Origin of the sequence: Chryseobacterium sp. G0201 (assembly GCF_003815655.1) — a bacterium.
In the GTDB taxonomy this organism is placed as follows: domain Bacteria; phylum Bacteroidota; class Bacteroidia; order Flavobacteriales; family Weeksellaceae; genus Chryseobacterium.
The window spans coordinates 338928-351863 of record NZ_CP033917.1 but is presented as its reverse complement, the minus strand read 5'-3'; the positions used below and the strand labels follow the sequence as shown (position 1 = coordinate 351863).

Sequence of the window (12936 nt, the reverse complement as noted above, 5' to 3'; positions counted from 1 at the left end):
TCATTTAATTGAAAATGGTGGGCATTAATAAAAATTTGCTATGTGAGTAAGCTGATTAATATTGAGCAGTTGTATTTTACGTCCTTCCATGCGGATAAGATCCTCCTGCCTGAAATCATGAAGTATACGTGCCAAAGTTTCATTAGCCGTTCCTGCCATATTTGCTAAGTCTGTTCGGGAGAGGGTAATAAACGCAGTATCTTCTGTATCATTCAATTTATATTTTTTGTGCAAAATCAGTAAACTGAGTGCCACCCTTTCTCTTACCGTGCGCTGGGAAAGAACGGTCATCAGATTGGCCATCACACTGAACTCATGACTCAAACTTTTTAAAAGCAGTCTTGAAAACACAACTGATTGATCAAGGATCTTTAAAAAATCCTCTTTTGATATAAAAGCAATGACAGAACTTTCGATAGCCTGTGTAGTGTCTCCATAAGATTCGTTACTTAAAATAGCGGAATACCCAAAAAATTCTCCGGTATTATAAATATAGATGATTTGCTCTCTGCCGTCATTATCCACTTTATATTTCTTTACTTTACCTGTTTTTAAGTAAAAAATACCGCTGGGCATTGTTCCGTCGGTGAAAATAGCTTCGTTTTTCCGGTAATTCTTATTCTGCATCGTTGCTTTGAGCATCTCCTTATCATACTGGGGAAGCTCGTCAAAGAGATATTGGTTATTGAAAAGAAATTTTGAAATCATAGCTTGTTACAAAAATACGCTATTTTAAGCTAAGTGAAACTTGACTTAAATCAAATTTTATAGAGAGATAGATCATTATAAATTCCTAATAAACAGTCTACTTTTGCTGAAATAATAAATAATACTGATTTTGAGATGGAGTATATTGATCACTTAAAGAATATCGGCATTGTACCTACTAAAGAATTTTTTTGGAATTTATCAGCCCCTCAGTTAATATCCCAGACTTTAAGAAATGGTGAAGGGATTATAGCTAGCTCAGGAGCACTGGCCTGTGATACAGGTGAGTTTACGGGGCGCTCTCCTAAAGACAAATATGTTGTTAAGGATGAAAAAACCGCAGATTCAATCTGGTGGGGAGAAATTAATCACCCTTTTCTGCCAGAAGATTTTGATCGCCTATATGACCGTGTTGCCAGCCATCTGTCTTATAAGGATATCTATATTAAGGATGTTTATGCCTGTGCAAAATCAGAATACCGTCTTAACATAAGAGTTATTACAGAAAACCCATGGCAGAGTTTATTCGCTAATAATCTGTTTTTGAGGCCTAGTGAAAAGGAGTTGGAAACATTTACGCATGAATGGTTGATCCTTGCAGCTCCCAGCTTTAAAGCGGATCCGAAGATTGACAAAACCCTTCAACATAATTTTACGATTATCAATTTTACAAAAAAAGTGATTCTTATAGGAGGAAGTGCTTATACTGGTGAGATCAAAAAAGGAATTTTTACAGTATTGAATTATTTACTCCCTCATGAGAAGAATGTACTTTCGATGCACTGTTCCGCTAATATAGGAACAGAAGGTGACACCGCTGTATTTTTTGGACTGTCGGGGACTGGGAAAACTACACTTTCCGCAGATCCATCCAGAAAGCTGATCGGAGATGATGAGCATGGATGGGATGATGATCATGTTTTTAATTTTGAAGGTGGGTGTTATGCAAAGTGTTACGGTCTGAGTAGAGAAAAAGAGCCTCAAATATTTTCTGCGATACGGTATGGAACTCTGCTTGAGAACATTCGTTTTTTGGAAGGGACTGACATTGTTGACTATGAAAACGTTTCTGTAACAGAGAACACTAGAGCCGCGTACCCAATTGAATTTATAGACAATGCGATACTTCCATCTATTGGCGGAATACCCAATAATATTTTCTTTCTGACCTGCGATGCGTTTGGAGTATTGCCTCCTATCTCAAAATTAACGGTAGGTCAGGCGATGTATCATTTCATTTCAGGATATACGGCGAAGGTAGCCGGAACTGAAGCTGGAATTACCGAGCCACAGACTACATTTTCAGCATGCTTTGGGAAACCTTTTCTCCCTCTTCATCCTACGAAATATGCTGAACTGTTAGGAAAAAAACTTAAAGATAACAAGGTAAATGTATGGCTTATTAATACAGGCTGGTCCGGAGGAGCTTATGGTACAGGAGAACGCATAAAACTGGCTTATACCAGAGCAATGATTGCTGCAGTATTGGAAAAAAAATTCGAGAATGCGGATTTTACAATGGATGATGTGTTTGGACTTCATATACCTTTACAATGTGATGGAGTACCATCGGAAATCCTAAATCCCAAAAATACATGGACAGACCAATCTAAATATGATGAAATGGCCTTGGGTCTTGCAGCAAAGTTTACAGAGAATTTTAAAGATTTTGAGTCTTTTGCAGGTCAAGAGATTATTAATGGAGGTCCTGTTCTGCAAAGTAAGTAAATTAAATAAAGAACGATAGAAATGAAAATTCCTGAAAACCTCTTGTATACAGAGGACCACGAATGGGTAAGATTGGAAAATAATACAGCGTATATAGGAATTACTGATTTTGCCCCACATGAGCTAGGTGATATTGTATATGTTGAAATCGAAACTCTTGGGGAAAACTTAAAACAACATGAAGTATTTGGAACTGTTGAAGCTGTAAAGACTGTATCGGACCTCTTTCTGCCTATTGCGGGAGAAATACTGCAAATCAATCCCAAGTTGGAAGGCAACCCTGAATTGGTCAATACTGATCCTTATGGAGATGGCTGGATGATCAAGATTAAAGTTGAGAATATTTTTGATGTTGAATGGCTGTTGAGATCGGACACATATAAATGTTTAATAAATTTATAGGAGAGTATGCAAACTATAAAAACCAAGAAAACTGCATTCAACGCGATACATCATATCCTTGGTGGGAAAATGGTAGACTTTGCAGGATATGAAATGCCTGTTAAGTATAAAGGTGTGAACCATGAACATGAAATTGTAAGAAATGGAGTAGGGGTATTTGATGTTTCTCATATGGGAGAGATCTCAATACAGGGGAAAGGGGCTTTGCCTTTAATTCAGAAAATTACGTCCAATGATGCCTCAAAACTCATTCCCGGAAAAGTACAGTATAGCTGTATGCCTAATGATACAGGCGGAATTGTGGATGATCTTCTGGTGTATATGATTGGGCAGGATGATTATTTGTTGGTGGTTAATGCCTCCAACATTCAAAAAGATCTGAGCTGGATCCTTTCCAACAATTCTTTTGGTGTAGAAATTATCAATATTTCAGACTCTATTTCTTTATTGGCTGTTCAGGGGCCAAAAGCTGTAAAGGTTCTGCAGAAACTGACCGATATCAAATTAAAAGATCTGGAATATTATACATTTACAATTGGTGAATTTGCCAGTATTCCAAATGTTTTGCTATCTTCTACGGGATATACCGGAGCAGGAGGTTTTGAAATATATATAGAAAACAGATACGCAGCCCACTTGTGGGAAACTATTTTTGAGGCAGGAAATGAGGAGAATATAGAACCTGTCGGGTTAGCAGCAAGAGATACACTGCGTTTGGAGATGGGTTTTTGTTTATACGGAAATGATATTGATGATTTTACCTCGCCATTAGAAGCAGGATTGGGGTGGATCACAAAATTTACGAAAGATTTTGTTCACAGTGGTTTCTTAAAAATTGAGAAAGAAAAAGGAATCACCAAAAAACTGGTGGGTTTCGAAATAGAGGATAAAGGCATTCCGCGTCATGGTTACGAAATTTGGAATTTAAACCGTGAAGTGATTGGAGTTGTTACCTCCAGTACTATGTCGCCTACATTAAAAAAAGCGATAGGTATGGGATATATTTCTACAGAATATTCAAATATCGGGGATGAAATTTTCATTAATATCAGAAACAAACCTGTCAAGGCGATTATTGTAAGAACACCTTTCATAAAAAAAAGTTCCGATTAATATGTTAACTCCTAAAAACCTTTACTATACAAAAAACCATTTATGGATGAGAAAAATTGGATTGTATGATTTTTGCATAGGTATCACTGATTTCGCTCAGAAGGAAATAGGAGAGATTGACCTTGTTGAATTCAATGCGGAAGGCAAGATAAAAGAAGCGGTTTCATGGGGTGCGGTTTATGGAATTAATAAAACTTTTCCTCTTATTTCTCCTTGTGAATGTGAAATTATAGCTGTGAATACTATTTTGAATAAAAAACCTTCTCATATCAACACAGATCCGTATAGCTATTGGTTTTTAAGCATTTCAGCAGATATCAGTAAAGGCGAATTTTTAAATTATGAAGAATATATTGAACTTACCCAATGATTTTTGAACAACTCAAATTAAATATTGATGTTAAAGACAGTACTTTTAATGAACTGTATCCCAGTCATATAAAAGAATTAGCAAATCGTCACTGGACACCCATTGCTATTGCCAGAATGGCAGCCGAATACCTCGCCGAAGAGCCGAATAGTAAAGTATTGGATATTGGTGCAGGTGCCGGAAAATTCTGTCTGGTCGGAGCGGCTTCTACCAAAGGGATGTTTTTTGGGGTCGAGCAAAGAGCCTCTCTTACCAAAATATCAAAAAAAATAGCTGACAGGCATAAAATTACGAATGTAGAATTTATACATTCTAATATCAATGAAATCTCTTTTTTGGATTATGATGCATTCTACTTTTTTAATTCTTTTTATGAAAATATAGATACCTCATGTTTAATCGATGATACGGTGCTGCCGGACAGGGATTTATATTATGACTATTCAGAGTATGTAAAAGGACAGCTTGATAAAACTCCTATAGGAACACGTTTGGCTACTTATTGGAGTAAATGGGACGAAATTCCCAGCAGTTTTGATTTAACAGGTACTGCCTGCAATGGATTATTGAATTTTTGGAAGAAAATTTCATGATAATGATAGAAACAATTCAGAAAATTTCAGCTATTGAAAGGATTCGTTGCTCAGAGTATATTAACAAAATACATAGATCTGAATATTGTATATTTTTTTTTAGTATTACTACAATTTTTTTGTAGTAATACTTTTTTAAACATTCATCTCATCTTAAAAAGAGTTCATACCCCTTATAAATAGTACGATCTTATTTTTATTTTTGTCAATTTTATCTGTTTCTTTTAAAAAGTTCTAGACTCGAATAGAATCTTAACGAATTGCTTCCATTCTATGCAAAGAAGTACAGCTCATCTTTATTGGCTGTTTTAGATAGTTTTTTGAAATAATTATAAATTTCACTTGCTTCCCCGCCAATACCTATGTGCGAAGATTCAGCATAATTAATAGTATCTAATGGTTTTGCTAATTCTATTACCTTTTTAGAAAGCTGAGCGCTAATAAAATATATTTGAAAGACAAGAAGAAAAGCAATTTTTATTTTCATTGTATAAATATAAAAAACTCCCCAAACAAAACGTTTAGGGAGTTTTAAATCTAATTTTTATTTACCAAAGAATATTTCGTCTTTCTTTTGCTGGTCTACATATATTTCCTGAAATTTTACAGGCATATAATTGTAAAGATCATTCCAATATTGGATTTTAGTGTGCTTTTTAAAGCTTTCAAAAGATCTTACAAAAAGGTTTTCAATCATATCTTTTACATAAGAATTTCCTTTTTTGTAAATGAATTCCATCAATTTAATATGATGTCCAATGATGTTAATCTTAGACTCTGATAAAAGATCTTTTAGATAGTTGATGGTCGCCTGCATTACTCCGGCGAAATTATTTTGTTTTGCTAATTGAGTGATCTCAGTTCTGATTGGTGGATAGAAAAATTTTAAATACTCTACAGCCATTTTTTGGTTAATAGTTTGCATTTGCACATTCATCATAATTAATATTTTTCGAATACTTCTATTGCCGCGAAAACCGTACCAAACTTATAAGCAGGCCGCAAAAACAAATACACCGATTATGATGGCGATATGTGTTGCCAATATTTCCATATTGTGCCTAGAATTGGTCTTTTTCCATTGTTTCCAGTCGAATTCTTTTCTGATTTTAGTTTTCATAACTTTATCTTTTTGTAATAAAATGGTTGAAATATGTAATGAAAATTTTACATTCCATGTTTATAAATTTGTTTTGAATAAATTTTCTGCAAGTCCTGAGAAATATGGGTAAAAATTGCTTTCCTGTATTCCTCATTACAAAATGTGGTAAAATTGTCCAGAGAATAAATGAAAGTGCTTTCTACTGCATTTCTTAGCTTGATGTCGCCGTTTTTGTAGATCTCATCCATCTTTTGTAAGCTTTTAAATAAAAGATTTCTGTCGTTTTGTCGAATCATATTTTTGATACAATCCGTAAAAGTCTGGATGACACTGTAAGAATTTTGAGTTGTATTCTTTTCCAATTCGTTTTGAATGTCGGGAACCACATCTGTAATTTCCTGAGCAGCTTCTAAATAATTCATATTACTATTGATTTTGATCTAAAAATTTAATGAAAACACCAAAAATAAAGACGACCAAAAAAGCGATCAATACAACGTGATAAGGCTTTAACCATTTTGGTGTTTTTGGTCCTTTACTTTTCAATCTTCTTAGTGTATCCAATCTGTTTAATGTCTTTAAGTCCATTTTGTATGTTTTGATGATGTAGATGCCAATTGTGTTCCTTTGAATGTTTATTTTATTTAATATGTTTAAAATCAATGTATTGTTGGTTTTTAATTAAAATTTTAAAGCAAAAAAACCTGTCAAAATGATATGGTTTTTATCAGAATGAAATGATGGGCATTGTTTGATTTTATTAATATCTTTGCAATCCATAAAAATCAAGAGATGTTTTCAAAAATAGTAGTACACAGAGTAGGAAATAAAATCAACGGAGAGTCTTTAATACTTTCTCAGGAAGAATTGCAGTTGGAAGAAGGAATGGCAGAATCGCTTGAAGATTATTTTTTAGGTTCTTTCAAATCTGAGGAAACGTTCAATTTTTACAGTGATACTTATTTGGTGAATAATCCTGTTTTCAGTTCTGTATCTGAAATTTTTGATGATAAAGCCAAGTTCCTTTGGGAAGCTGAAAATATCGCCAAACACCTTTTTGAAGCAGCTGAAAACCCAAGAGTTATGGGCGGTGAATTATTTATCGTTTATTTTGAAGACGATAGAGAAGGTGATGAAAAAGTAGATAAGATCGGGATTTTTAAAACTGAAAAAAGAGAACCATTCTTAAAAATAGCTCCTCAAGGCGACAGTTTTGAAATTGAAAAAGACTTGGGAATTGGTTTGTCAAAAATTGATAAAGCTGCTTTGATCTACAATAATCACAAAGAAACCGGATATGTACTTTCTGTAGTTGATAACAACAAAAATGGAGATATGTATTACTGGTTTGAGGATTTTTTAAAGGTAAAACAACGTGATGACGAATATTTCCACACGCAGGAAGCGTTGATGGTGTACAAAGATTATATCACCAAACAACTTCCGCAGGAATTTGAAGTTTCTAAAGCAGATCAGGCAGATTTCTTAAATAAATCAATTAATTTCTTTAAAGAAAAAGAAGAATTTAAATTAGATGAGTTTGCAGCTGAAGTTTTAGGAGATGAACATGTGATCGAAAGTTTTAATAATTTTAAAACAGATTACGAACAAGATATGCAGATCAATATTGCGGAAGAATTTCCGATCAGTGAAGCGGCTGTTAAAAAGACGCAGAGACATTTCAAGAGTATCATTAAATTAGATAAAAACTTCCACATCTATATCCACGGAGACCGCCAGAAATTGGCTACCGGAGAAGATGAAAAAGGGAAGTACTACATGTTATATTTCGATAAAGAAGTTTAAAACGAAGCATATATTAAAAGGGTAAATTTATTTTGCCCTTTTTCTATTTAATTTAAAATTTATTAAGCTATTTCTTCCTTAAAAATAGAGCTCTGTTGTATTCATAATTCATTCTAGCGATATTCAACACAGAAATTCCTTGCGGGCATTCTACTTCACAGGCTTCGGTGTTGGAGCAGTGACCGAAATGTTCAGCATCCATCTGTTTGACCATATTTAAAACACGGTTACTCCTTTCTTCTTTTCCTTGTGGAAGCAAAACCATGTGCGTGATCTTTGCAGAGGTAAATAACGCTGCACTGGCATTTTTACAGGTTGCAACACACGCTCCACAACCAATACACGCCGCGGAATCAAAAGCTTCTTCTGCAATTTGATGAGTGATCGGAATTGCCGTTGCATCGGGAGCCTGACCGGTATTAATCGATACAAAACCACCTGAAGAAATAATTCTGTCAAACGCAGAACGATCCACTTTTAAATCTTTTTTTACTGGAAACGCTTCAGCACGAAAAGGTTCAATCAAAACAGTTTCGCCATCTTTGAAAGAACGTAAATGAAGCTGGCATGTTGTTGTGTTTTTTAGAGGACCGTGCGCTAATCCGTTAATCATCATTCCGCATTGTCCGCAGATTCCTTCTCGGCAATCGTGATCGAATTCCACAGGTTCATCGCCTTTAACGATTAATTTCTCATTTAAGGTGTCCAGCATTTCCAGAAAAGACATGTGAGGATTTAATGCTGTTAAATCATAATTCACCAATTTTCCTTCGCTCTGATGGTCTTTCTGTCTCCATATTTTAAGGTGTAAATCCATAATTTCTGTATTTGGGTAGTAATTAAACTATTGTGAATTTTAACACATAAGTCACATAAAATTTAAAAAGTTTTATATTAAACTTAAAATATCTAATGTGTTAAAATCTTTCGTGGTTAAAAAAGATACTTTTTATCAAAATTTTATTTATAACTTCTTACGGTTGGCTGTATTTCTTCGAAAATCAAAGGTTCTTTAATCAATTCAGGCTCATTATTTTCACCTTTCCAAGCCCAGGTTGAAATGAATTGAAATTCTGAGTCATTTCTTAATGCTTCTCCATCCGCAGTTTGGTATTCTTCACGGAAATGCGCGCCACAAGATTCATTTCTCGTTAAAGCGTCGTAGCACATAAGTTCACCAATTTCAAAATAATCAGCGACACGACCTGCTTTTTCCAGCTCGGTATTCATCGTGTCACCTTGTCCGGAAACTTTCACGTCATTATAAAATTCTTGTTTCAGTTTTCGTATTTCTTCGATAGCAAATTCTAAACCTTCTTTATTTCGGGCTAAACCACAATAATCATAAAGCAATTTTCCTAATGTTTTATGGAAATGATCAACAGTTTTTGTTCCATTAATCTTAATAAAGCCATTAATCTGATTTTTAACTTCATTTTCTGCTTTTTTAAATGCTGGATCTCCCGTTGAAATTTTACCGGTGTGAATTTCATTGGATAAATAATTAGCAATCGTGTAAGGGGCAATAAAATAGCCATCAACAGAGGCTTGAAGTAAAGAATTCGCACCCAATCGATTGGCTCCGTGATCGGCAAAATTAGCTTCACCTAAAGCAAATAATCCGGGAATTGTTGTCATTAATTCATAATCAACCCAAAGTCCACCCATCGAAAAGTGCGCAGAAGGAGAGATCATCATGGGCTCCTGATAGGCATCATATCCTGTAATTTTAAGATACATATCAAATAAATTTCCATATTTCTCCTGAATTTTTTCTTTCCCTTGTTCGTTAATCGCTTTGGAAAAATCAAGATACACCGCATTTTTTAAAGGACCGATTCCAAAACCTGCATCAATTCTTTCTTTGGCAGCTCTTGATGAAATATCTCTCGGCGCTAAATTTCCGAAAGCCGGATATCTTCGTTCCAAATAATAATCTCTTTCATTTTCCGGGATATCATTAGCTTTTCTGGTTTCATTTTCTTTTAAAGGAACCCAGATTCTTCCGTCATTTCGTAAAGATTCAGACATCAAGGTTAATTTTGACTGATAATCTCCGGATTGCGGAAGAGAAGTAGGGTGCACCTGAATCCAGCTTGGAGAAGCCATCAAAGCTCCTTTTTTATGAGCTCTCCAAATCGCAGAACCGTTACAACCCATCGCCAATGTCGATAAATAGTAAATTTTGCCATAACCGCCCGTTGCCAACACTACGGCGTGGGCGGCATGACTTTCAATCTCTCCTGTGTCTAAATTCCTAACGATAATTCCTCTTGCTTTTCCTTCTATAATGACTAAATCAAGCATTTCATGTCTTGAAAATAATTGTACACTGCCTTTTCCGACCTGTCGCATCAAAGCCTGGTAAGATCCCAACAGCAATTGTTGTCCGGTTTGTCCTCGTGCGTAAAAAGTCCGGCTCACCTGAACGCCTCCGAAAGAACGGTTATTCAGATATCCTCCATATTCTCTTCCAAACGGAACGCCTTGTGCAACGGCCTGATCAATGAGATTCAACGAGCATTCGGCCATTCTGTAAACGTTGGCTTCGCGTGCTCTGAAGTCGCCACCTTTTAACGTATCAACGAACATTCTGTAAACGCTATCGCCATCATTTTTATAGTTTTTGGCGGCATTGACACCACCTTGTGCCGCAACAGAATGCGCTCTTCTCGGACTATCCTGAAAGCAAAATGATTTTACATTATAGCCCATTTCTCCCAACGATGCAGCGATGGAACTTCCGGCCAATCCTGTTCCTACGACAATAACGTCAAGTTTTTTTCGGTTCGCGGGGTTTACGAGTTTCGCTTTCTTTTTATAATTATCCCATTTTTGTTCTAATGGTCCTTCCGGTATTTTTGAATCTAAAATCATAGTTTTTCAATTTAATTGGCGGTGAAGAATACATAAATCGGCATTAAGGCAAATCCAATACTGATGATGATTGAATACGCTATTCCAACAGTTTTAAACCATTTAACAAACTTTGGATGAAATAATCCTAGCGTTCTGACCGCGCTATGTATGCCGTGGATAAGATGATAGCATAAAGCAACCATCGATAGAACATAGATGATAACATACCACCATTCTTTAAAAACAGTCACCACAAGAATGTAAAGATCTTTATTTCCGTTCTCATCCAAAGGTAGATTTCCGAATTTGTAGATGTACCAAAAATTCTGAAAATGGATTACAAGAAAGATTAGGATCAATGTTCCTAGAATTCCCATATTTCTAGATTCCCATTTGCTGGCTCTTCCTCTTTTGTCGGATTGGTAACGTCCGCCAGATTTTTTGTTTTTTAACGTAATGATTAATCCGTCAACAGCGTGAAGGATGATACTTGTGTATAAGATATAGGAAACGATTTTAATGACAATATTTCCCGATAAAAAATGTGAGTAGGCATTAAATTGTAAATGTGCCTGCTCCTGCGGTAAAAACAGCTGAAGATTTCCCAAGAAATGAATCAACAGAAAGAAGGCCAGGAATAAACCTGTAAGACACATCAGCATTTTTCTTGATAAGGTAGACAGCATATTTTTTTTGATTTTTAATCTTAATTAATGGTTGGATGTGGGAAGTAGGAGGCTGGGAGTTTATAAAAAGTGAAACTACTATGCGTTAACAAAACCTCTAGCTTCCTACTTCTATCTTTTCGCGTTTTAATAATATCCTAGCACTTTCATCCAAAGACCGCCCACTCCCATATAAATGATGAGTAAGACAATTCCTATTTCCAAACCGCGGAGCCACCAGGCTTTTAAATCAACATATCCACTTCCGAAGAAAACCGGAGCCGGACCATGACCATAATGCGTCAATACTCCATAAATTGAACCTAAGAAACCAAGCATCATCGCCAATAACATCGGAGGAATTCCTACGGCAACTCCAACTCCTAATAAAGCGGCATACATTGCTGCAACGTGAGCGGTCGCACTCGCGAAAATATAATGACTGAAGAAGTAAACAATAATAATCATCGGAAAGGCAACGTACCAACTTAATCCACCTATTTTAGCTTTAATTAGATCACTGAACCATCCGATAAACCCGAGTTCGTTGAGTGAACTGGCCATCATCACCAGAACCGCAAACCAAACGATCGTGTCCCAGGCTCCTTTTTCTGCTTTTACGTCTTCCCAAGTCAATACTGAGGTTAATAAAAGTAGAGTTAAGCCAATAAAAGCAGTCGTTGTAGCATCAATTGATAAGGCTCCTCCAAAGATCCAAAGGGCTAATAAAATGAAGAAAGCCAACAGCATCAACCATTCATTTTTAGAAATTGGTCCCATTTCTTTTAACTTTTGGGCAGCCATTTTTGGGGCATCACCTGTTTTTTTCAATTCAGGTGGATACAATTTATATAAAACCAAAGGAACGACAAAAAATGCAACTAATCCTGGTACAAAACCGGCAGCAGCCCAAGACATCCAGGTAATATTAATTCCTAAGTTGGCTGCGAATTTCTGACACATCGGGTTACTTGCTGTTCCGGTCAAAAACATGGAAGAAGAAATCAGATTCATGTAATAACTGTTTAATGTTAAAAATGAACCGAGTTTTCTATGCGTTTCAGGTTTTTCAGGTACGGAATCAAAACTGATGGCCATGGATTTCATGATGGGATAAATAATTCCGCCACCTCTTGCCGTGTTACTCGGAATTGCAGGAGCAAGACAAACGTCTGCCAATCCTAATCCGTAAGCGAGTCCTAAAGAACTTTTACCGAAAATTCTGATGAATAGAAAAGCAATTCTATTTCCTAAACCTGTTTTAATAAATCCTCTTGCAATAAAGAACGAAATCCCGATCAGCCATATTACTTTATCTCCAAATCCTGAAAGTGCTTTTGTAATTGATTTTCCTGCGTCTCCGGGAGCTACAACCTGAGTAAGAGCTGTAAATCCAATCGCCATCATACACATGGTTCCCATCGGAGCAGCTTTCAGAATAATTCCTAAAATTGTCGCTGCGAAAATAGCGAATAAATGCCAGGCATTTTCCGTAACACCTTCCGGAGCAGGAATAAACCAAATGATGAGCGCAACGGCAAAGGTTATCGCTATATTTTTGATATTAATTTCTTTCATAATCGTAAATGT

At 35.8% G+C, this 12936-nt stretch carries 16 protein-coding genes; 6 read left to right on the top strand and 10 right to left on the bottom strand.

The features are described 5' to 3' along the window. Positions 1-24: 24 nt before the first annotated feature. Complete coding sequence (locus EG348_RS01550; RefSeq protein WP_228414818.1) at positions 25-627, bottom strand: Crp/Fnr family transcriptional regulator; 603 nt, start codon at positions 625-627, stop codon at positions 25-27. 216 nt (positions 628-843) lie between these two features. Here EG348_RS01550 and pckA point away from each other — a divergent pair, with 216 nt between their 5' ends. From pckA to EG348_RS01525, 5 genes are read left to right on the top strand one after another with little or no spacing between them, the layout of a single operon-like run. Continuing rightward, a complete protein-coding gene (gene pckA, locus EG348_RS01545) occupies positions 844-2436 on the top strand; it encodes a phosphoenolpyruvate carboxykinase (ATP) (protein WP_123980051.1) in 1593 nt (530 codons plus the stop codon). Positions 2437-2457: 21 nt separating this feature from the next. Further along, positions 2458-2838, top strand: a complete 381-nt coding sequence (gene gcvH, locus EG348_RS01540; protein WP_123980049.1) for a glycine cleavage system protein GcvH — start codon at positions 2458-2460, stop codon at positions 2836-2838. Between the two features lie 6 nt (positions 2839-2844). Further along, on the top strand, positions 2845-3951 hold the full coding sequence (gcvT, locus tag EG348_RS01535) for a glycine cleavage system aminomethyltransferase GcvT (protein ID WP_123980047.1): 1107 nt from the start codon (positions 2845-2847) through the stop codon (positions 3949-3951). Positions 3952-3997: 46 nt separating this feature from the next. Next, the gene (locus EG348_RS01530; protein ID WP_262696697.1) at positions 3998-4321 is read left to right on the top strand and encodes a glycine cleavage system protein H; all 324 of its coding nucleotides are present in this window, start codon (positions 3998-4000) and stop codon (positions 4319-4321) included. Further along, positions 4318-4914: a methyltransferase domain-containing protein gene (locus EG348_RS01525; protein WP_123980043.1), complete on the top strand. Its 597-nt coding sequence runs from the start codon at positions 4318-4320 to the stop codon at positions 4912-4914. Before EG348_RS01530 ends, EG348_RS01525 begins: the two co-directional genes overlap by 4 nt. A gap of 271 nt (positions 4915-5185) precedes the next feature. Here the strand turns inward: EG348_RS01525 and EG348_RS01520 are convergent, their stop codons facing one another. The 5 genes from EG348_RS01520 to EG348_RS01505 are packed head-to-tail and all read right to left on the bottom strand — an operon-like array spanning position 5186 to position 6604. Further along, complete coding sequence (locus tag EG348_RS01520) at positions 5186-5401, bottom strand: hypothetical protein (protein ID WP_123980041.1); 216 nt, start codon at positions 5399-5401, stop codon at positions 5186-5188. A gap of 57 nt (positions 5402-5458) precedes the next feature. After that, positions 5459-5854, bottom strand: coding sequence for a hypothetical protein (locus tag EG348_RS01515; RefSeq protein WP_123980039.1), 396 nt, complete (start codon positions 5852-5854; stop codon positions 5459-5461). Positions 5855-5902: 48 nt separating this feature from the next. Then, positions 5903-6034 (bottom strand): hypothetical protein, encoded by a 132-nt coding sequence (locus tag EG348_RS21985; protein ID WP_262696696.1) that lies wholly within the window; start codon positions 6032-6034, stop codon positions 5903-5905. Positions 6035-6081: 47 nt separating this feature from the next. After that, positions 6082-6438 (bottom strand): hypothetical protein, encoded by a 357-nt coding sequence (locus EG348_RS01510; protein ID WP_123980037.1) that lies wholly within the window; start codon positions 6436-6438, stop codon positions 6082-6084. A 4-nt stretch (positions 6439-6442) separates the two neighbouring features. Next, entirely contained in the window at positions 6443-6604 is a 162-nt protein-coding gene (locus tag EG348_RS01505; protein WP_228414817.1) for a hypothetical protein, read from the bottom strand. A gap of 204 nt (positions 6605-6808) precedes the next feature. Between EG348_RS01505 and EG348_RS01500 the strand changes: the two genes are divergently transcribed. Next, positions 6809-7822: a nucleoid-associated protein gene (locus tag EG348_RS01500; protein WP_123980033.1), complete on the top strand. Its 1014-nt coding sequence runs from the start codon at positions 6809-6811 to the stop codon at positions 7820-7822. A 67-nt stretch (positions 7823-7889) separates the two neighbouring features. On the opposite strand, the gene EG348_RS01495 is transcribed toward EG348_RS01500, so the two are convergent. From EG348_RS01495 to EG348_RS01480, 4 genes are all read right to left on the bottom strand, one after another. Further along, a complete protein-coding gene (locus EG348_RS01495) occupies positions 7890-8639 on the bottom strand; it encodes a succinate dehydrogenase/fumarate reductase iron-sulfur subunit (RefSeq protein ID WP_123980031.1) in 750 nt (249 codons plus the stop codon). A 143-nt stretch (positions 8640-8782) separates the two neighbouring features. Further along, the gene (locus EG348_RS01490) at positions 8783-10699 is read right to left on the bottom strand and encodes a fumarate reductase/succinate dehydrogenase flavoprotein subunit (RefSeq protein WP_123980029.1); all 1917 of its coding nucleotides are present in this window, start codon (positions 10697-10699) and stop codon (positions 8783-8785) included. Positions 10700-10710: 11 nt separating this feature from the next. After that, complete coding sequence (locus EG348_RS01485) at positions 10711-11367, bottom strand: succinate dehydrogenase cytochrome b subunit (protein WP_123980027.1); 657 nt, start codon at positions 11365-11367, stop codon at positions 10711-10713. Positions 11368-11493: 126 nt separating this feature from the next. After that, positions 11494-12924: an anion permease gene (locus tag EG348_RS01480; protein ID WP_123980025.1), complete on the bottom strand. Its 1431-nt coding sequence runs from the start codon at positions 12922-12924 to the stop codon at positions 11494-11496. Positions 12925-12936: the final 12 nt, after the last annotated feature.